The sequence below is a fragment of the Massilia sp. GER05 genome, from assembly GCF_052056005.1.
In the GTDB taxonomy this organism is placed as follows: Bacteria; Pseudomonadota; Gammaproteobacteria; order Burkholderiales; family Burkholderiaceae_D; genus Telluria; species Telluria orientalis.
The window spans coordinates 3,137,640-3,155,947 of sequence record NZ_CP178858.1 but is presented as its reverse complement, the minus strand read 5'-3'; the positions used below and the strand labels follow the sequence as shown (position 1 = coordinate 3,155,947).

Sequence of the window (18,308 nt, the reverse complement as noted above, 5' to 3'; positions counted from 1 at the left end):
GGGGCGCAGCCCGCGTCCCGTCCAACAGGAGAACGACGATGTCCAGACTGACTGTCCGATGCTTTGCCATATCCCTCGACGGCTACGGGGCCGGCCCGAACCAGAGCCTGCAGAATCCGCTGGGCGAAGGCGGCGAGACGCTGCACCAATGGTTCCGCGTCACCCGCACGTTCCAGCGCATGCTGGGCGATGAATCGAAGGGAACCGATGGTCCGGACGAGACGTTCGCCGCGCGCGGCTTCGAGAATGTCGGCGCGTGGATCCTGGGCCGCAACATGTTCGGCCCCGTGCGCGGTCCGTGGCCGGACGACGAGTGGAAGGGCTGGTGGGGCGACGAGCCGCCCTACCATGTGCCCGTGTTCGTGCTCACGCACCACGCCCGGCCCCCGCTCGAGATGAAGGGCGGCACGACCTTTTACTTCGTCACGGACGGCATCGAGGCCGCCCTTGCCCGCGCGAAAGAGGCTGCGGGCGGCAAGGACGTGCGCCTGGGCGGCGGCGTATCGACCATCCGGCAATACCTGCAGGCGGGTCTCGTGGACGAGATGCACCTGGCCATCTCGCCCGTGCTGCTGGGGTCCGGCGAAGCGCTGCTGGCCGGCATCGACCTGCCCGTGCTCGGGTTCAAGGTCACCGGGCACGTGGCGACCGAGGCGGCCACGCATGTGGTATTGCGCAAAGACTGAATTCCGGCAACACTCGAACGTCGCCCCCGCGGAGGCGGGGGCCCACTAGCACGCGTGGTCATGATGCACGCAGAGCTTGGGTTCCCGCCTGCGCGGGAACGACGGGGCAAACGTTACGACAGCGGGATCGTCAGCCGCGCGATCTCGACCGAGCCGCCCTCGTCGAAGATCGGACAGCGCTCGCCGATCTCGACGGCGTCGTTGAAATCCGCCGCCTCGACGACCGAATAGCCGCACAGCGAACTGGCGGATTCCTTCGGCCCGAGCAGGCGGCGCGGCACGTCGACGGCGCTGTGCGTGAGGCTGCCGCGGTCGAGGACGCGCGAGCCCATGCCGTCGAACCACGCGGCCCAGCGCGACAAATCGTGGCGCGTATCCGCATCGGCGCCCGGTTTGCCGTGGTACACGAACAGGAAACGTTCCATGGCCTTCTCCTGGAGTTGGTTTGATCGGCTCGACGTTAGCAGAAGCGCGGCGGCCGCGACGCACCCGTGCCTACCGCCGTGCCTACCGCCGTGCCTACCGCCGTGCCTTTTGACAATCACCCGAGGATGGCCGATCATCCCCGCATGACCTTCCTGCGCCGCAACGCCGTCTTCGTATCCGCGTGGATCCTGTTCTGGATCCTGATGATGCTCGTCGCCGTGCAGGACTTCATGCGCAACGAACACAGCCACGCGATCTGGAAACCGTTGCTGTGGGAAGGGTCGTCCGCGCTCGTCGTGACCCTGCTCGCCCTCGTGCAGCTGCGCTGGTCGCACGCGGACGATCACCTGCTCGGCACGCCCTGGCGCTGGTTCGCGCGGCAGGCGCGCTGGCTGTCGATGTACTGGATCGCCTTCGTCCCCCTCGCCTTCGGCCTGCGCCATGGCGTGTATGCGCTCGTCGGCGAAACCTACCGGCACGATCCGGTGCCGCAGCTGTTCCTGTACGAATCGATGAAGATCACGATCTTCTTCGGCCTGTTCATGGCGATCCGCTTCGGCGTGCAATCCTACCGCGCGCTGCTCGACGCGCGGCTGCGCGCGGAACGCTCGAACACCCTGCTGCGCCAGGCGCAATTGCAGCGGCTGGGCCAGCAGATGCAGCCGCATTTCCTGTTCAACGCATTGAACACCGTGTCCGCACTGATCTGGACGGACCCGGCCCGCGCCGACGCGACGCTCACCCAACTGGCCGACGTGCTGCGCGAAACGCTGGCCCTGGGCGACCGCCACGCGGCGCCGCTCGCGACCGAGCTGCGCCTCGCGCGCGGGTACGCGGACGTGATGGCCGAGCGCTTCGCCGACCGCGTCGCCATCGCGTGGCAGGTCGACGACGCGCTGCTCGACCGCGAAGTGCCCGTGATGAGCCTGCAGCCGCTGCTGGAAAACGTGTTCAAGCACACCGTGGAACGGCGGCGCGGGCAGACGCACATCGCCGTCTCCGTCTGCCGCGAGGGCGACGAGCTCGTGCTGGGCGTCGAGGACGATGCCGGCAAGCTGGCCGCGACGGAACGCCCCGGCGGCATCGGCCTGTCCAACCTGCGCGCGCGCATCCAGGCTTTATATGGCGATGCGGGCCGGCTCGACATCACGGCACGGCCGCAGGGGGGCGTGCGTGCCGAGATGAGGTTGCCTTGCTGAGGTTCGTATGCGTCTGCTGATCGTCGACGACGAGCGCCCCGCGCGCCTAAAATTGCGCCACCTGCTCGCGCAGCAGGACGGCATCACGGCCGTCGAGGAAGCGGCCGACGGCATCGATGCGCTGGAGCGGATTGCAAGTTTTCGCCCGGACGCGCTGCTGCTCGACATCGAAATGCCCGAGCTGTCCGGCATCGAACTGGCGGCATCCCTGCCGGAACCGGCGCCGCTCGTCGTGTTCGTGACGGCGTACGAACGCTACGCGTGCCAGGCGTTCGACTGCGACGCCATCGATTACCTGCTGAAGCCCTACGATGGCGACCGCCTCGCACGCGCGCTGGCGCGCTTGCGCCGGAAGCTGGCGGCCGGCGCCGACGGCCAGCCGGCCGCGCTGCCGCCCGCGCCGCTCGAGCAATTGCTTGTGAGTGAACGCGGCGTCACGCGTGTCGTGCGCGTCGCGGACATCCAGTGGATCGAGACGGCCGACAACTACGTCGTGCTGCACACGGCCGCGGGCAGCCCGCTGTTGCGCCAGACGCTGGCCGGCCTCGTCGACCGGCTCGGTGCCGGCTTTATTCGCTGTCACCGGCGCGCCGCCGTGCAAGTGGGCTGGATCGAACAGGTGGTCGCCCTGGACAAGGGCGACGGCGAATTGCTGCTGCGCGGCGGCGCACGGGTGCCGTGCAGCCGCCAGTACCGCGCCGACGTGATGGCGCGGTTGAATCCGGCTTGAATCAGGCCTCCAGCGCGGCCAGCAGTGTCGAGCCGACGGGCACGCCCCAGCCCGTGCACGCATCCCAGCCCGCCCCGGCCGCATAACCGCCGTTGTCGCCGCTCGTGATGTCGCGCAGCGCGCCGCTGCCCGCCAGCGGGCCGTACAGCAGCGGATTGAGCCATCCCACGTGCTGCGGCAGCTTCTGGTTCAGCAGCGCGACAAGCCCCGCATACAGCGGCGACACGGCGCTCGTGCCCCCGATCGTGGTCGTCAGGAAGTCGACCCGCACCCGGTAGCCCGTCGCCGGGGACGCATTGCCGGCCACGTCCGGCACGCCGCGCCCGACGCGTCCGCCCGGGTTGATCGACGCCGGCACGCGCGCATCCGCCTGCCAGGACGGCAGCGCGAACTTGTCGCTGACGCCGCCGCCCGTCGCGCTGGTGGAAGGGTCGTCATTCCACACGGTCTCGCTGGTGATGGTGTGGCCGCTGACCGTCAGGCGCGTGCCGCCGCAGCCCAGCACGTACGGGCTCGACGCGGGGAAGTCCGCATGCGCGAGGCCGTCCGGCGTGCCGTTCTGCGGGTTCTGGTCGTGCGCGCCGGCGTCGCCCGCCGCGCAGCACACCGTCACGCCCAGCGCGGCCGCGGCCTCGAACGCCTGGTCCATCGCGGCCAGGCCCTGGTCCGTCCATTCCGATTCCGGCGCGCCCCAGCTGATCGAGATCACGGACGGCTTGCGCACGTCGTCGTGGACGGCGGCCGCGATCGCATCGACGAAGCCCTGCTCGCTGTTCGGCGCGAAATACACGGCGATGTTGGCCTTCGGCGCGACGGCGCCCGCGACCTCGATGTCCAGCATGACCTCGGCATCGGCGCTCCACGGCAGCGACGGGCTGTTCTTGCCGCCGTCGACGGACACGGCCGTCACATGCGGCGCCGCCAGGCCGAGGCTCTTGAAATAGGCTTTCAGGTCGGCGCTGCGGTAGCCGCCGCCCAGTTCGATGATGGCGATGCACTGGCCGCTGCCGTCCAGACCGGTCGGAAAGTCGTACAGCTTCGCCATGTCGATGCCCGTGAAGCCGGATGCAGCCTGCGCGTCGAACGGCGCGGCGCCCGGCGATATCGAGGCCAGCATCGCGGCTTGCTCGGATTCTTTGGAGAACTTGAAATGGGGCCGTGCGATGGGGACGTCGTCGATGCCGAACACGCCTTCGACGATGCCGTCCAGCTCGGGCGGCACGTGCACGGGCGCGGTGCGGCGGCGCGAGATCCCGGCCGCGTGCTCGACCCGCTCGATTGCCGTGCCGAACGCGGCGGTCACCTGGCCCGCCGTGCCGGACAGGACGATGCTGCGCGCGGCCGGCCGGCGTTCGACGACGACGAGCCCGGCGCGCTGCGCGAACGCGGCGACGGCGTCGAGATCGGCATCGCTGGCGCCGTGCTGCGCGGCGAATTCGGCGCGCGTGAGATAGCGCCGCTGCCCCGGTTTCGCGTCGAGCGAATGGGGTGCGAGCGGCGCGCGGCGGCGCACGAAGACGGTGACGTCGATGCGTTCGTCGTCCGGCGCCGGCCCGAGGGACCGCATGTCGGCACTGGTTGCGGGCACGCTGCCCTGGAGTTTGACCATGATTCACCTCGCTGGAAGATGGCCCGGCCGGTCCGGGCACCATCTGCCAGTGTGCGCGTCGGGGCGAGTTGATTATTGATGAACGCCAATTGTGGGCGAGCCCGTGCATTCGTATTAAAATAAGAACGCGACTGTGAGCGCTAACATCGATAACAAAGGAGACGTGATGATCGACAGGAATCGGCGAGGTCTGGTCCTTGCCGCCGGCGGCGCGCTGGCGGCGGGCGCGGTGGGTGACATGGCATGGGCGGCCCCGCCCGATCGCAAGCTCGGCTATGCGATCGTCGGGCTGGGCTCCTATGGCCTGGGCATCATCATCCCGCAATTCAAGAACTGCAAGAACAGCAAGCTCGTCGCGCTGGTCAGCGGCGATGCCGCCAAGGCGAAGCGCGTGGCGCAGGAATACGGCGTTCCGGAAAAGAACCTCTACAACTACCAGAACTACGACGAGATCCGCAACAACCCGGACATCGACATCGTCTACGTCTGCCTGCCCGTCTCGATGCATGCCGAGTACACGATCCGCGCGGCCAAGGCCGGCAAGCACGTGCTGTGCGAAAAGCCGATGGCCGTGTCGTCGGCCGAATGCGAAGCGATGATCGCGGCGTGCCGCCAGGCGGGCAAGAAGCTGATGATCGGCTACCGCTGCCACTTCGAACCGTACAACCTGGAAGCGCGCCGCATCGCGCGCGCCGGCGAGATCGGAAAGCTGCGCTATTTCCGCTCGGAACACGGCTTCAACTTCCGCGATCCGAATGCATGGCGCCTGAAAAAGGCGCTGGCGGGCGGCGGCTCGATGATGGACATCGGCATCTACGCCCTCAACGCGGCGCGCTACATGACGGGCGAGGAACCGACCGCCGTCTATGCCCAGGAAACGACGGACCGCAAGGACCCGCGCTTCCGCGAGGTCGAAGACATGATCGGCTTCCAACTGGAATTCCCGTCCGGCGTGATCGGCTCATGCCAGTCGATGTACAGCGCCAACCAGAACCACATCCTGCTGGTGGGAGATAAAGGCCGCATCGAGATGGAACCGGCGACCGGCTACCAGGGCAACCGGATGTGGGTCGGCGGCAATGGCCGCGACAAGGAAGTCACGCCGCCGCCGGGTCCCGGCGCCACCCAATGGGCCGGCCAGCTGGACCACATGGCGCAATGCGTGCTGCAGAACCGCGAGCCGATCGTCGGCGGCGAGGAAGGCCTGCGCGACCTGCGCATCATCGAGGCGATCTACCAGTCGGCGCGCGAGCAGAAGCGCATCGTGCTGAAGGCCTGACGCCATCACGTGCGCGTGCGACTGCACGCGCACCGCGTCTGTCAGTACGGCGATCCGGTGACGTCCAACCGGATCTGCCACACGGCGCCGGCGCCCGTCAGGAACAGGGTCTTGCCGTCGGCGCCGCCGAACGCGGCATTCGTCACGTTGGCATCCGTGCGGATCGTCGCCAGCTGTTTCCCCTGCGGCGAGAACACGCGCACCCGCCTGGCCGGGTGCTCGGTCACGTAGATATTGCCGTGGCAATCGACGGCCATGCCGTCCGGGATGTCGAGCCCATTGACGATGTCTTTCCCCTGTCCCGGCACGCCGTTCACGATCGGGTAGGCGCGCAGGAAGCCGTCGCCCGCGTTCACGTACAGCACGTCGCCGGCGGGCGACAGCGAGACGCCGTTCGGATTCGGCCGGCTGCCGTCCACGAGCGTGATCCTGCCGTCCGTGCCCACGCGATAGACGCCCGTGACGGGCTGCCCGCCAGGCGCCGCCGCCTTCTGGTAATCCGGGTCCGTGAAATAGATCGTGCCATCTTTCGCGATGGCGATGTCGTTCGGCGAGTCGAACACCTGGCCGTTATATTCCGCGGCCAGTGTCGTGCGCTTGCCGTCCGCGATGGCATAGCGGGACAGCGCCTTGTACTTGTGCGTGGCCGCGACGAGGTCGCCGTGGGCATCGACGGCGAGGCCGTTGCTGCCGCTGTCCTCCACCACCGTCGTCACCGTGCCGTCCGCCGCCAGCTTGCGGATGCGCGACGGGAAGCCGGGTCCGAGGCCGAAATCGGAAAAATACAGCGCGTCCTTGATCCACACGGGGCCTTCGTACAGGCCGGCCCCGGTGCGCGACGGCTTGACGCTCGCGACGCGTTCCGCGCGCAGTTCGCCGGTCGGTGCCGTGCCGCAGGCGGACGCGGCGTGGCTGCTTGCCGCATACGACAGGGCCAGCAGGAGGCCAGGGAGGGCGAGGACGGTGCGCGCTTGCATGGAAAGCCTTTCGTTCGATGGTCGGAGAAATTGATTGTAGCGCTTCAATCGCCTTCCGTGTCCAACGCAATCTTGCGATCCTCCTTGTAGCGGCACAGGTCGATCTGCGGCGAGGCATCCGCCCGGCACCAGCCCAGGCCGTGGCGCCGCCCTTCGCCATCGATGCCGCCGACGAACACGAGCTTGTCGGCCACCGGCCACTGGTACGCGCCGTAGTGCCATGTGCCGCGCATGGGCGCGGCGTGGGCAGGCACGAACACGCCGTCGCCGTGCGCCTCGCCCTTCACGAACGTGGCTTCCAGCCGCCCTTCCTTCGTCACGAGGACCCCGCGGCCGGATGGTACGGCATCCTCGACGCCGCCTTCGTACGAGACCATCTTGCCGCCGGCCGGGAAACTGATGCGCCCGGTGCCATGGGCCATGCCCGCCGCAAACGCTCCCTCGTACGCGACGCCCCGCTCGCTCGCCAGCTTGCCGTGTCCCGACGGCTGGCCCCGCACGAAGTCGCCTTCGTAATAACTGCCATCCGGACGCAGCCACTTGCCCTTCCCGTCCGGTTTGCCGCCGGCGACCGGGCCTTCGTAGACGGCGCCGCTCGCGTAGCGCAATCCCTTGCCGTCCGGCGTCGCACTGGAGGCCATGTCGGCGACGAGTTCCAGGTTTTCCATCAACAACGCGTCGAGCGGGTTCTTGCCCGCCGCATCGAACGCGACGGCGCTGCGGATGCTCTTGACCGCTTCCGGCAACTGCTTGTTGCGCAGGTAGAGGTGCGCCAGCGCGCGCAGACTGCCGGGCGTCGGCTCGTAGATGACGAGGGTGTCCAGGCCGGCGATACCTTCCTGAACCGGTCCGATGTCGGGTGCAAGCTTGTACACATGGCCCAGGGTAAAGTAGGCCAGCGGATTGGACGGGTCCGCCGTGATCGCGCGCCGGGCCAGGTCGCGCGCCTCCTTCAGCGGCGCTTCCCAGCCGGGCACGCCGGTGTCGTGCATCGCGGCCGCCGCCATGTCCAGGCCTTCGGCGCGCGTGGCGAGCAGGCTTGCATCGTTCGGGTAGCGTTTCAGCAACGCATCCAGACGCGCCATGCCGTCGTCGACGACGCGGCGATTGACGGCAAGGATGGTCGCCTTCGGATCGTCCGGATGGAGCTTGAGATTCGTCTCGACCAGTTCCCGCACCATGTTGGCGTCGCGCTTCGCGAAGCGGGGCACCACGTCGGCCAGGACGGCGTAGGTCGCGGGACGGTCGAGCTTCGTGACCTTCACCTGGACTTGCGGCAGGTCGAGCCCATCCTTTCCGGTCGAGAATCCGCGGGCCATCATGCGGCGCTCCACGTAGCGCCGCATGTCGACATCGAGTTCCTCGTACGACTTCTTGAAAGCGATGCGCACGGCCTGGTCTTCGGACAGCCCCATGTTATGCAGGCGCAGGTAGTGCGCGAGTTGCCTGCGCAATTCGGGGCTCGAATTGAAGTAGTGGATCGCGTACTTCGCGCAGGCATAAAAGCGGGCCATGTCGATCTTGCCGGCCCGCGTGCTGTTGTCGTAGGAAAGTTTGTTCGTGTTGAACAGCCATTTGGTATCGAGATTGATCCGGCCCGTCCGGTCGGCCAGCCAGTCCTCGCGATGGCTGCCTTCCACCGGATGGCCGAACCATGCCATGCCGTCCTGGATGACCAGCGACGACCAGTACTCCGACATCCCTTCGTCGTACCAGCGCGGATACGCCGTCGTTTCGGGCGAATAGTGCAGGAGGAAATGGTGGTATTCATGCAGGATGATCGCGCGCGACACGTCGCTTGCCGCCGCCGACGTGACGTAATCCTCGATCCTGGCGACGGCCGCGTAACCAAGGCGCGACAACTGGAACACCCCGGCCATGTTCCGGGGCAGCCCCAGCGTCGCGAAGCTGCTCCGGCCCATCGCGACGATCGTCAGCGGCGGCCCGTCCAGCGATTGCGCACCGCGCACGCGGTTCGAGATGTATCGCAAGTTTTCCAGGTCGACGATCATGTGGCGCGCAACGTCTTCCGGCTGGTCGGTGACGACCCGGAAATGCGGGCTGTCGATTTCGATCCAGCTCTGGTCGACGAGATCGTTGATGTTGCCGGCTTGCGCCAGCGGCATCGCCAGGAACAGGATGGACAGGGCGCGGCCGAGGAGAGTGGTTGTCATGAGCGGGAGCAGGAATTAAATGCTTGCAATACAGCATTCCATTCTAGAACGTACGTATGCGCTCAAACATCACCAATTATCTCGGCCATATTATTCCAAATTTGTATGATCGATATCTGAAAATCAAATTGGATTTATTTCTTGTGTCCCCGCATACTCCGAACCGTCTCCTCTATCTTCCTCCAAGAAAATAGATTCAAGCCCGCCGCAAGCGGGCTTTTTTTTTCATCCGCCCGGCCCGCCCCACCCGGCTCCCGCCTCGCCACAATCCGCTCGCATCGCGACCTGCGCCGATCTAGTCTGACGTCGTTAATTTCATCGACCAACCGACGACGATCCGCCATGAACACTCGCCATCTACCGCGCCATCACTTCCTCGACTGGGTACGCATCATCGCCTTCTTCCTGCTGATCCTGTATCACGTCGGCATGTATTACGTGACGTGGGGCTGGCACGTGAAGAGCCCGCACGCCGGCACCACGCTCGAGCCTTTCATGATGCTGTCGTCGCCGTGGCGGCTGGCGCTGCTGTTCCTCGTGTCCGGCGTCGCGTCCAGCGTCATGCTGGCGAAGCTGCGGCCCCTCGCCTTCCTGCGCAAGCGCAGCTGGCGCCTGTTGATCCCCCTGGTGTTCGGCATGCTCGTCATCGTGCCGCCGCAGCCGTATCTCGAAGTCGTCGAGAAGCTCGGCTATGCGGGCAGCTACGCCGACTTCATGCGGCTGTACGTGCGCGGCTATCACGGCTTCTGCCAGGACGGCTGCCTGATCCTGCCGACCTGGAACCACCTGTGGTTCGTCGCCTACCTGTGGGCCTATACGGCCGTCCTCGCGCTCGTCGTGCTGGCCCTGGGTCCGCGCTTCGACCGTCTCGCCGCCCTGCTCGGCCGCGTGCTCGAGGGCTGGAAGATCATCGTGCTGCCGGCGGCCGTGCTGGCGCTGGTGCGCATCCTGATGCTGAACCGTTTTCCCGTCACCCACGCGCTCGTGGACGACTGGACCAACCATGCGACGTATCTGCCGGTCTTCCTGCTTGGCGCCCTGATGGCGCGCGTTCCCGACTTCTGGTCCCGTGTCGCGGCGCTGCGCTGGACGTGTCTCGCGCTGGCCCTCGCCGGCTGGGCCCTCCTCATGCTGTGGATCGCGCTGGACAACGCCGGCGGCATCGACGGCACGCGCTGGGAACTGCTCGCCAAGCCGATGCGCGCCAATTACGCGCTGCTGGCGTGGAGCGCGATCCTGGCGGCCTGCGGCTTTGCCCGGCGCCACCTGGACCGCGACGGCCCCGCCCGGCGTTACCTGACCGAGGCCGTGTTCCCCGTCTACATCCTGCACCAGACGCTGATCGTCGTCCTGGCCCATGCGTCGAAACCGCTGCACCTTGCGCCGGGCCTGGAAGCCGTGCTGCTCGTCGTGCTCGTGACGGTGCTCAGCTTCGCCGGCTTCGAGATCGTGCGCCGGGTGCCGTTGCTCCGTCCGCTGTTCGGGCTCGGGCCGCGCATCCGGACCGCGGCCCAGGCTGCACACGACATCGCCGCGCCGCACCCGGTGGCCGGGCGCAGCGTGTAAGGTCCGGGAACTGCGCCGGGTCAGTGCGCGGCGGCGCGCTGGTCCTTGCTGCCCTGCTGCTGGCTCGGCGGCATTTGCTGCGTCTGGCCCGTGCTGCCCGATGCGTGCGGCTGGGCGGCACCGTTGCCCGGCCGCATGAATGGATCGCTGAACTGGCGCACGGTTTCCTGCTGGGCGCGCAGGCCACGCTCCGTCTGCTCGGTGGCGTCGCGCGCCACCTCGTCCGCCAGGGCGCGCGCGGTGCGGGTGGTGTTCTGCACGTGCTGCTCCGTGACGCGAGCCAGCTCGACCTGGGAGTCGGCCGCCAGGCGCGCGATGTGCTGCTGGTAGGCGCGCAGCTTTTCCGTCGTGGGCTGCGTGCGCGCCGTGGCCGCGCTCAGCAGCTCGGACTGACGGTCGGCGCTCAACACGTGCTTGCTGGCCAGGGTCGTTTCTTCCAGCATCGTCTGCATGAGCTGGATGTTCAGGTCGCACATTTGCTGGAATGAGCTGAACAGCGACTTCGACATGTCATTCAGGAACGCGGTCTGGGCGTCGATGTGGGTGCGCACCGCCGGGGCGATCGTTTGTGGAAATGGATACATGGTTTTGCCTCGCAAAGTTTTGGGTTGAACGAGCCGCAGCAGGCGCCGCGGCGCGAAGCTCACAGACTAAGGGCGCGAGGCTGATTACCTTTGATCTGGGCTAATCGTGCCGGGCTTGTCGGCCTGAAGTAGCGAATGTCGGTCCGATCTTTGCATCGGTCCAAGTTCCTGTACTCATGAGACAGACTAGCGCGCAATCGCACCCATCCTGGCGCCCCCGTTCGGCGTCAGGTTTCTCTGGTCGAGCAACCGCGTCATCGCGTCCGCCGGCACCGCCTGGCTGTAGTAATAGCCCTGCGCGGCCAGGCAGCCGTGCGCCGTCAGGAAGGAGACGTGCTCGGGGCTGTCGACGCCTTCGGCGATCAGGTTCAGGTGCAGGCTGTGCGCCATTGCGATGATCGCCGTGACGATCGCGGCGTCGTGCGCCTGCTCGTTGATCCCGATGACGAACGAGCGGTCGATCTTGAGCGCGTGGATGGGGAAGTTCTGCAGGTAGGCGAGGCTGGAATAGCCGGTGCCGAAGTCGTCGATGGACAGTTGCACGCCCATGGCGCTCAGGCGGCGCATCACGTCGAGGTTGTCGTCGCTGGGCTGCATCGTCAGGCTTTCCGTCAGCTCGAGTTCGAGCGCGTCGGCGGGGACGCCCGTGTCGCGCAGCACCTGGGCCACGAACTCCGTCAGGTTGGCCTGGGTGAACTGGCGCGCCGAGAGGTTGACGGCGATCCGCATGTCCGGATGGCCGCCGTCGCGCCAGCGCCTCAGTTGCGCGCAGGCCTGGCGCAGCACCCATTCGCCGATCGGCACGATGATGCCGGTTTCTTCGGCGATGGCGATGAATTCCGCGCAGGAGCGGGCCGCCTTGCCGGGCGGCGTCCAGCGCAGCAGCGCTTCGGCCGAGAAGATCCGGCCGCTCTCCATGTCGACCTGCGGCTGGTAGTACACGGAAAACTCGTCGTGGGCGAGCGCCTGGCGCAGCTGGCTGGTCGCCGCCATGCGCCGCTTCGCCGCTTCGTGCAGGGCCGGCGTGAAGAACTGGTACGTGTTGCGGCCCTTCTGCTTGGCCTGGTACATGGCGGCATTGGCCGCGCGCAGCAGCGCGGATGCGTCGCTGCCGTCGGACGGATACAGGCCCAGCCCGATGCTGGCGCTGACGTGCAGTTCGTGGTCTTCGACGTGGAATGGGCGGCTCAGGGTCTCGAGGATCTTGCCCGCCACGAGCGCGGCATCGTTGCTGCACCGCAGGGCCGCGAGGCAGATGCCGAACGCGTTCCCGCCCAGGCAGCCGAGGCTGTCGCCCTCGCGCGTGCATTGCTGCAGGCGCGAGGCGACGGCCTGCAGCAGGCGGTCGCCGATCCGCTCGCCGAGGGAATCGTTGATGGTCTTGAAGTGGTCCAGGTCGATGTGCAGCTGCGCGACCATCTCGTCCTGGTGGCGCCGCGCCTGGGCGATCGCCTGGTTGACCCGGTCTTCCAGCAGCAGGCGGTTGGGCAGCCCCGTCAGGGCATCGTGGTGCGCCATGTAGTCGATGCGCCGCTCCGCCTGGTTGTAGTCGGCGATCTTCTGTTCCAGCCTGGCGTTGGTCCGGACCAGCTCCGCGGTGCGCTCGGCCACGCGCTGTTCGAGGAGATCATTGGCGGCCAGCAGCTCGGCTTCGGCGCGCCGCAGCTGCGCGTTCTGTTCGGCCAGGCGCTTCTGCGCGCTGCGCAGTGCCAGGTGGGTCGTGACGCGCGCCCACACTTCATCGATCTGGAATGGTTTGGTGACGTAGTCGACGCCGCCCGCCGCGAAGCCGGCGACCTTGTCGTGGGTCTCGGACAGCGCCGTCATGAAGATCACGGGGATGTCGCGCGTACGCGGGGACGCCTTGAGGCGCCGGCACGTCTCGAAACCGTCCATGCCGGGCATCATCACGTCGAGCAGGATCAGGTCCGGCTGCACGAATTCCGCGCGGGCCAGGCCCTCCTCGCCTTCCTGCGCGACCGCCACCCGCACCTGGCGCCCCTCGAGATACTCGACGAGGATGCCCACGTTGGCCGGCGTATCGTCGACAATCAGGACGGTCGGGGTGCCCACGTCCTGGGGCGCGACAGAAGTCGTCATATCGGTTCCGTCCACTGGTCCATCGATTCGCGGGGACTTGCACTGTAATGACGATTCTATCTGATTCTAACATTAGAGCAACCCTCATTTTGCGCCAGCGTGGTGCGCCGGCAGCGCCGTCCCGCAATCCTTGCAGAACCGGGCGGTGGCGTCGTGGCCGCCGCTGCCGCACGCTGGACAATGCAGGGCCGCGCGCAACGGCCCGGTCCGCCGATCGCCGCGGCGCAGCGTCATCTCGGCCGTCACGATCCCGGTCGGCACGGCGAGGATGCCCCACCCCATCAGCATCATGAACGAGGCGATCGCCTTGCCCAGGTTGGTGTGCGGCGTGATGTCGCCATACCCGACGGTCGTCATGGTGACGGTCGCCCAGTACATCGCGACGGGGATGCTCGTGTAGCCGTTCTTCGGTCCCTCGACGACGTACATGACGGTGCCGAGGATCAGGATCGCCATCAGCACGACGGACAGGAACACGAGGATCTTGCGCCGGCTGGCGGCGAGCGCTTCGCCCAGGCGCGTGTATTCCTCGATGTACAGGGTCAGCTTGAAGATGCGGAACACGCGCAGCAGGCGCAGGATGCGGATGTCGAGGAGCAGCTCCGTGCCCGGCATCAGCAACGAGAAATACGACGGCAGCACGGCCAGCAGGTCGATCACGCCGTAGAAGCCGCCGGCATAGCGCCACGGCCGCTGCACGCACACGAGGCGCGCCACGTATTCCACCGTGAACAGCGCCGTGAAGCCCCATTCGAACGCGTTCAGCAGGTCGGCGTGATCGCGGTGCAGCCGCGGCACGCTGTCCAGCACGACGACGAGGATGCTGAGGAGGATGGCGCACACAAGGGCGATGTCGAAGCGCCGCCCGGCCGGGGTGTCGGCCTCGAAGATGACGTCGTACATGTGCCGCCGCCACCCGGGCGGCGGCTTGCCGTAGGCGACCGGCGCCTGCGACACATACGGTGGCGCGCTATCGTCTTCCTGCCTCATGGCGCGGTGGGCGGCCCCTTCAGCTCGATCATGTTGCCCTCCGGGTCCGACAGGTAGATGGACGGGCCTTCTCCCTCGGCGCCGAAGCGCGACGCGGCCGGCCCCGCCTCGATGCCGTGCGCGGCCAGGTGGGCGCGGATCGCGTCTTCGTCGAACGGCTCGACGCGGAAGCAGAAGTGATCGACGTTGCGCCCCTCCCTGCCGGGTGCCGCGCCGCCCGCCGCGCCCAGCTTGCCGGAGATCGGGATCAGGTCGACCATCGAACTGCCGGCGCGCAGCTGCACGAGGCCGATCTCGTCCTGGCGCCGCACTTCGCGGCAGCCCAGCACGTCGCCGTAGAAGGCCAGCATGCGCGCGAGATCCGCCACGCGCAGCACGATGTGATCGATTTCGCGGATCGCGATCGGACTTTTTACGGCATCAGTCGGCATGGCGCTCCACCCACGTCGCAAAACACTCCATGAACTGCTGCAGGAAGGTTTTCAGGCCCTCGTCCGTCAGCGTGTCGCCGTCGAACTTGCTCCCGACGCCGCCGAGGTACGCTTCCGGCGACTGCATGCATGGCATGTTGAGGAAGACGAGGCACTGGCGCAAGGCGTGGTTGGCGCCGAAGCCGCCCAGCGCGCCCGGCGAGTTGGACACGACCGCGCACGGCTTGCCCGTCCACGCGGCCTGGCCGTACGGGCGCGAGCCGACGTCGATGGCATTCTTCAGGACGGCGGGCAGCGACCGGTTGTATTCCGGCGTGCAGAACAGGACGCCGTCGGCGTCGCGGATGCGGCCGCGGAACTCGGTCCAGGTGGCGGGCGGCGTGTCGGTCTCGTCATCCTGGTTGTACAGCGGCATGTCGCCGATTTCGACGATCTCCAGTTCGAGCGTGGGCGGTGCGGCCAGCATCAGGCTCTTGGCCAGCTTGCGCGTAAACGATTCCTGGCGCAGGCTGCCGACGAGCACTGCAATCTTCCTTGTTGCCATGACGGTCCTTTCGGTCTTGATGGGTCGGATGATGCCCAGAGTGTAACGACTTTCGGCGGACCGTGCGGATCAGATACGCCGGCGCCGGTATTCGTCCAGGAACGAGCGCACCTCGCGCGCCGTCAGCACGCGCACCGGATCGCCATGCCACGCATACAGGAACGGCGGCCCGCCCGCGCGGTCGGTCAGCCTGGCACGGATGAGGAACCGGGTGCCGGCCGGATAGCGCCCGGGGTCCGACAGCGTCCTTGCGCACTGCACGCGCATCGACGTCGCGTACGCCTGCCCCGCCATCGGCTTGATGCGCAGCCGGCCAGTGCGCGGGTCCGGCACGGATTCGACCGCCACGTCGCGGTAGGCCCAGGGATCGCGCGCCATGCGTTATGCCGCCACGGCCGCGGGGGCCGGCTTCGCCTCGCGGATCGGCAGGTTGACGACGGCGGCGGCCAGCGCCAGCGCGATGTCCGCGTACCACATCCACGAGTAGTCGCCGAAGTGCACGAATGCGAGGCCGCCCAGCCAGGCGCCGAAAAAGCCGCCGATCTGGTGCGACAGCAGCGTCAGGCCGAACAGGGTGGCGAGGTAGCGCATGCCGAACAGCTTGCCGACGAGGCCCGCCGTGGGCGGCACCGTCGCGAGCCATGTGAAGCCGAGGGCGGCGGCGAACACGTAGAACGTCCACGCGGATTTCGGCGCCAGCAGGTAAGCCGCGATGATGACGGCGCGGCTGCCGTACGTGAACGCGAGCAGCCATTTCATGCGGTAGCGCTGGGCCAGCGCGCCCGCCGCGAGCGAGCCCGCGATGTTGAAGAGGCCGATGAGGCCCAGCGCCGTCGCCGAGACGCCCGCCGGCAAGCCGCACAGCGCGACCTCGCCCGGCAGATGGGTGACGAGGAAGGCGATGTGGAAGCCGCACGTGAAAAAGCCGGCGTGCAGGCAGAGATAACTGCGGTCGCGCATGGCATCGCGCACCTGCCGGCCGAGAGTGAGATCGCCATGGCCGACGACGGATTGCGCCGGCGGCTTGCCGCGCAGCGGCCACGCGAGCGGGATGGTGAGGAGGCTCGTCGCGGCCAGCGCCAGCATCGCCGTGATCCATCCGGTGGTCGCGATGAGGAACTGGACGAGCGGCGCGAACACGAACTGGCCGAACGAGCCGCCCGCGTTGATGAAACCGGACGCGAACGCACGCCGCTCGGCCGGCAGGCGCTGCGCGGTGGCGCCGATGAGGATCGAGAAGCTGCCCGCGCCCGCCCCGCTCGCGGACAGGATGCCGAGGGTGACGAGCAGGCCCCATTGCGTGGACACGAACGGCGTGGCGGCAAGGCCGCCGGCCAGCAGCACGGCGCCCAGCACGATGACGGGCATGGCGCCGTATTTGTCGGCGACGGCGCCGAAGACGGGTTGCGACGCGCCCCACATGAACTGGCCGACGGCCATGGCAAAGCTGATCGACGCGATGCCGAGGCCCGTCGCCGTGTTCAGCGGCGACAGGAACAGGCCCGTCGTGAGACGCGCGGCCATCGTGATCATCAGGATGGCGCTGGCCGCCAGGATCAGCGTCCAGGCCGCACGTGGCGTGGTGGTGGTCATGTCGTCCCCGTTGTTATCGTCAGACCAACGATGTTACAACGGAAACGCCAATTGCGTAGGGTGGGGTATGTGAGGCCGGGGGCCTCACATACGAACGTGCCCACGCGAAGGCATGCGGACCGCGTCCCCCCGCGTGGGCACGCGATCGATGCCCCCGGCATCGATCGCCCACCCAACGTCAGGTAGCGGCCTTCAACAGGAGCACGGTCGCCTGCGCCGCCATGCCTTCTTCGCGGCCGAGGAAACCGAGTTTTTCATTGGTCTTGGCCTTGATGTTCACCTGCTGCGGCGACGCGCCGATGTCCTCGGCGATGCGCGACACCATCTGCGGGATGTGCGGCGCCATCTTCGGCTGCTGCGCGATGATGGTCGCGTCCACGTTGCCGATGGTGTAGCCGGTGCCCAGCACGCGGTTGGCCGCTTCGCGCAGCAGCACGCGCGAGTCGGCGCCGGCGAACATCGGGTCGGTGTCCGGGAAATGCTTGCCGATGTCGCCGAGGCCGGCGGCGCCCAGCATGGCGTCGATGATGGCATGCAGCAGCACGTCGGCGTCCGAGTGGCCGAGCAGGCCCAGCCGGTGCGGGATGGTGACGCCGCCGACGATCAGTTTGCGCCCTTCGACGAGGGCGTGGCAGTCATAGCCGGTACCGATGCGGAACGGCGGGGTCGGGTTGTACGATGCGAGAGCCATGATGTTCTTTACACGCTATACGAATTCAGGTTGGGACACTGCCAGGTACATCTCGGCGATCCGGATATCGTCCGGCAATGTCACTTTGAGATTGCGGGGATGCCCTTCCACCAACTTGGGGCTCAAACCGAGGGCTTCAACCGCACTAGCATCATCGGTAATCGAATCCGGATCTTTAGCCGCCGCCAGCGCGTCGCGCAGCAATTCGTAGCGAAACATCTGCGGGGTCTGCGCGAGCCACAAGCCGTTGCGGGGCACGGTGCCGGCCGCTTCGCCGTCGATGCAGCGCTTGACCGTGTCGACGACCGGCAGCGCCAGCAGGCCGCCGGCCGGGTGGTCGCCCGTGCCCGTGATCAGTTTTTCGATCAGTTCGGCAGTCAGGCCGGGACGCGCGGCGTCGTGCACGAGCACCCAGTCGGCGGGCGACAGGGTGTTGGCGAGCACGGCCAGGCCGTTGCGCACGGATTCCATGCGGCTGGCGCCGCCGCAGCGCAGGACCGTCACGCCGTGGTTGGGCGCGACGGCGTCGATACAGGGGTCGTCCGGGCTCACGACGACGAACGTGTGTGCGATGAGCTCGCTGGACAGGAATGCGTCGAGCGTGTGCCTGAGCATGGGCTTGCCGCCGATTTTCAGGTACTGCTTGGGGCTCGTGGCCCCCATCCGGGCGCCGACACCGGCGGCGGGAATCAGGGCGAAGTAACGTGGTGCTTGAGTCATGTTGTTCAA

General features: G+C 67.5%; 18 protein-coding genes. 5 read left to right on the top strand and 13 right to left on the bottom strand.

Annotated features, from left to right (window positions below; translation table 11 throughout):
• The first annotated feature begins 38 nt into the window (after positions 1-38).
• Positions 39-686 carry a dihydrofolate reductase family protein gene (locus ACL58G_RS14190; RefSeq protein ID WP_440967431.1) on the top strand — a complete coding sequence of 216 codons (648 nt, stop codon included), beginning with the start codon at positions 39-41 and terminating at the stop codon, positions 684-686.
• A 113-nt stretch (positions 687-799) separates the two neighbouring features.
• On the opposite strand, the gene ACL58G_RS14185 is transcribed toward ACL58G_RS14190, so the two are convergent.
• A complete protein-coding gene (locus ACL58G_RS14185; RefSeq protein WP_440967429.1) occupies positions 800-1,111 on the bottom strand; it encodes a hypothetical protein in 312 nt (103 codons plus the stop codon).
• A 126-nt stretch (positions 1,112-1,237) separates the two neighbouring features.
• Between ACL58G_RS14185 and ACL58G_RS14180 the strand changes: the two genes are divergently transcribed.
• Both ACL58G_RS14180 and ACL58G_RS14175 read left to right on the top strand, forming a co-directional pair.
• Complete coding sequence (locus ACL58G_RS14180; protein WP_413384443.1) at positions 1,238-2,311, top strand: sensor histidine kinase; 1,074 nt, start codon at positions 1,238-1,240, stop codon at positions 2,309-2,311.
• 7 nt (positions 2,312-2,318) lie between these two features.
• Entirely contained in the window at positions 2,319-3,041 is a 723-nt protein-coding gene (locus ACL58G_RS14175) for a LytR/AlgR family response regulator transcription factor (RefSeq protein WP_440967427.1), read from the top strand.
• A 1-nt stretch (position 3,042) separates the two neighbouring features.
• On the opposite strand, the gene ACL58G_RS14170 is transcribed toward ACL58G_RS14175, so the two are convergent.
• Positions 3,043-4,650: a S53 family peptidase gene (locus tag ACL58G_RS14170; protein WP_440967425.1), complete on the bottom strand. Its 1,608-nt coding sequence runs from the start codon at positions 4,648-4,650 to the stop codon at positions 3,043-3,045.
• A 166-nt stretch (positions 4,651-4,816) separates the two neighbouring features.
• Between ACL58G_RS14170 and ACL58G_RS14165 the strand changes: the two genes are divergently transcribed.
• Complete coding sequence (locus ACL58G_RS14165) at positions 4,817-5,929, top strand: Gfo/Idh/MocA family protein (protein ID WP_413337337.1); 1,113 nt, start codon at positions 4,817-4,819, stop codon at positions 5,927-5,929.
• A gap of 41 nt (positions 5,930-5,970) precedes the next feature.
• On the opposite strand, the gene ACL58G_RS14160 is transcribed toward ACL58G_RS14165, so the two are convergent.
• Together ACL58G_RS14160 and ACL58G_RS14155 are read right to left on the bottom strand one after the other, a co-directional pair.
• Positions 5,971-6,906 carry an SMP-30/gluconolactonase/LRE family protein gene (locus ACL58G_RS14160; protein WP_440967423.1) on the bottom strand — a complete coding sequence of 312 codons (936 nt, stop codon included), beginning with the start codon at positions 6,904-6,906 and terminating at the stop codon, positions 5,971-5,973.
• Between the two features lie 44 nt (positions 6,907-6,950).
• Positions 6,951-9,080: a hypothetical protein gene (locus tag ACL58G_RS14155; RefSeq protein WP_440967421.1), complete on the bottom strand. Its 2,130-nt coding sequence runs from the start codon at positions 9,078-9,080 to the stop codon at positions 6,951-6,953.
• A 342-nt stretch (positions 9,081-9,422) separates the two neighbouring features.
• Here ACL58G_RS14155 and ACL58G_RS14150 point away from each other — a divergent pair, with 342 nt between their 5' ends.
• Positions 9,423-10,646, top strand: a complete 1,224-nt coding sequence (locus ACL58G_RS14150; RefSeq protein ID WP_440967419.1) for an acyltransferase family protein — start codon at positions 9,423-9,425, stop codon at positions 10,644-10,646.
• 20 nt (positions 10,647-10,666) lie between these two features.
• On the opposite strand, the gene ACL58G_RS14145 is transcribed toward ACL58G_RS14150, so the two are convergent.
• The 9 genes from ACL58G_RS14145 to ispD form a co-directional block, all read right to left on the bottom strand.
• Positions 10,667-11,230, bottom strand: coding sequence for a phasin family protein (locus tag ACL58G_RS14145; RefSeq protein ID WP_440967417.1), 564 nt, complete (start codon positions 11,228-11,230; stop codon positions 10,667-10,669).
• A gap of 186 nt (positions 11,231-11,416) precedes the next feature.
• Positions 11,417-13,330, bottom strand: coding sequence for a two-component system response regulator (locus tag ACL58G_RS14140; RefSeq protein WP_413384429.1), 1,914 nt, complete (start codon positions 13,328-13,330; stop codon positions 11,417-11,419).
• 84 nt (positions 13,331-13,414) lie between these two features.
• Positions 13,415-14,320, bottom strand: coding sequence for an ion transporter (locus ACL58G_RS14135; protein WP_413384427.1), 906 nt, complete (start codon positions 14,318-14,320; stop codon positions 13,415-13,417).
• Complete coding sequence (locus ACL58G_RS14130) at positions 14,317-14,751, bottom strand: VOC family protein (protein WP_440967414.1); 435 nt, start codon at positions 14,749-14,751, stop codon at positions 14,317-14,319. The genes ACL58G_RS14135 and ACL58G_RS14130 overlap by 4 nt, the downstream gene beginning before the upstream one ends.
• Positions 14,741-15,295 (bottom strand): NADPH-dependent FMN reductase, encoded by a 555-nt coding sequence (locus ACL58G_RS14125; RefSeq protein WP_413384423.1) that lies wholly within the window; start codon positions 15,293-15,295, stop codon positions 14,741-14,743. The genes ACL58G_RS14130 and ACL58G_RS14125 overlap by 11 nt, the downstream gene beginning before the upstream one ends.
• 69 nt (positions 15,296-15,364) lie before the next feature.
• Positions 15,365-15,673 (bottom strand): hypothetical protein, encoded by a 309-nt coding sequence (locus ACL58G_RS14120; protein ID WP_440967413.1) that lies wholly within the window; start codon positions 15,671-15,673, stop codon positions 15,365-15,367.
• A gap of 3 nt (positions 15,674-15,676) precedes the next feature.
• A complete protein-coding gene (locus ACL58G_RS14115; protein ID WP_440967411.1) occupies positions 15,677-16,888 on the bottom strand; it encodes an MFS transporter in 1,212 nt (403 codons plus the stop codon).
• 178 nt (positions 16,889-17,066) lie between these two features.
• Positions 17,067-17,579 carry a 2-C-methyl-D-erythritol 2,4-cyclodiphosphate synthase gene (gene ispF, locus ACL58G_RS14110; RefSeq protein ID WP_413384419.1) on the bottom strand — a complete coding sequence of 171 codons (513 nt, stop codon included), beginning with the start codon at positions 17,577-17,579 and terminating at the stop codon, positions 17,067-17,069.
• A 15-nt stretch (positions 17,580-17,594) separates the two neighbouring features.
• Positions 17,595-18,299: a 2-C-methyl-D-erythritol 4-phosphate cytidylyltransferase gene (gene ispD / locus ACL58G_RS14105; protein ID WP_413384417.1), complete on the bottom strand. Its 705-nt coding sequence runs from the start codon at positions 18,297-18,299 to the stop codon at positions 17,595-17,597.
• Positions 18,300-18,308: the final 9 nt, after the last annotated feature.

What these genes read in the sequence shown, in the direction of transcription:
- ACL58G_RS14130 (WP_440967414.1), bottom strand. Translation starts at nt 14,751, where the DNA reads ATGCCGACTGATGCCGTAAAAAGTCCGATCGCGATCCGCGAAATCGAT.
- ACL58G_RS14170 (WP_440967425.1), bottom strand. Translation starts at nt 4,650, where the DNA reads ATGGTCAAACTCCAGGGCAGCGTGCCCGCAACCAGTGCCGACATGCGG.
- ACL58G_RS14150 (WP_440967419.1), top strand. Translation starts at nt 9,423, where the DNA reads ATGAACACTCGCCATCTACCGCGCCATCACTTCCTCGACTGGGTACGC.
- ACL58G_RS14175 (WP_440967427.1), top strand. Translation starts at nt 2,319, where the DNA reads ATGCGTCTGCTGATCGTCGACGACGAGCGCCCCGCGCGCCTAAAATTG.
- ACL58G_RS14190 (WP_440967431.1), top strand. Translation starts at nt 39, where the DNA reads ATGTCCAGACTGACTGTCCGATGCTTTGCCATATCCCTCGACGGCTAC.
- ispF (WP_413384419.1), bottom strand. Translation starts at nt 17,579, where the DNA reads ATGGCTCTCGCATCGTACAACCCGACCCCGCCGTTCCGCATCGGTACC.
- ACL58G_RS14115 (WP_440967411.1), bottom strand. Translation starts at nt 16,888, where the DNA reads ATGACCACCACCACGCCACGTGCGGCCTGGACGCTGATCCTGGCGGCC.
- ACL58G_RS14135 (WP_413384427.1), bottom strand. Translation starts at nt 14,320, where the DNA reads ATGAGGCAGGAAGACGATAGCGCGCCACCGTATGTGTCGCAGGCGCCG.
- ACL58G_RS14145 (WP_440967417.1), bottom strand. Translation starts at nt 11,230, where the DNA reads ATGTATCCATTTCCACAAACGATCGCCCCGGCGGTGCGCACCCACATC.
- ACL58G_RS14120 (WP_440967413.1), bottom strand. Translation starts at nt 15,673, where the DNA reads ATGGCGCGCGATCCCTGGGCCTACCGCGACGTGGCGGTCGAATCCGTG.
- ACL58G_RS14180 (WP_413384443.1), top strand. Translation starts at nt 1,238, where the DNA reads ATGGCCGATCATCCCCGCATGACCTTCCTGCGCCGCAACGCCGTCTTC.
- ACL58G_RS14160 (WP_440967423.1), bottom strand. Translation starts at nt 6,906, where the DNA reads ATGCAAGCGCGCACCGTCCTCGCCCTCCCTGGCCTCCTGCTGGCCCTG.
- ACL58G_RS14155 (WP_440967421.1), bottom strand. Translation starts at nt 9,080, where the DNA reads ATGACAACCACTCTCCTCGGCCGCGCCCTGTCCATCCTGTTCCTGGCG.
- ACL58G_RS14140 (WP_413384429.1), bottom strand. Translation starts at nt 13,330, where the DNA reads ATGACGACTTCTGTCGCGCCCCAGGACGTGGGCACCCCGACCGTCCTG.
- ACL58G_RS14185 (WP_440967429.1), bottom strand. Translation starts at nt 1,111, where the DNA reads ATGGAACGTTTCCTGTTCGTGTACCACGGCAAACCGGGCGCCGATGCG.
- ispD (WP_413384417.1), bottom strand. Translation starts at nt 18,299, where the DNA reads ATGACTCAAGCACCACGTTACTTCGCCCTGATTCCCGCCGCCGGTGTC.
- ACL58G_RS14165 (WP_413337337.1), top strand. Translation starts at nt 4,817, where the DNA reads ATGATCGACAGGAATCGGCGAGGTCTGGTCCTTGCCGCCGGCGGCGCG.
- ACL58G_RS14125 (WP_413384423.1), bottom strand. Translation starts at nt 15,295, where the DNA reads ATGGCAACAAGGAAGATTGCAGTGCTCGTCGGCAGCCTGCGCCAGGAA.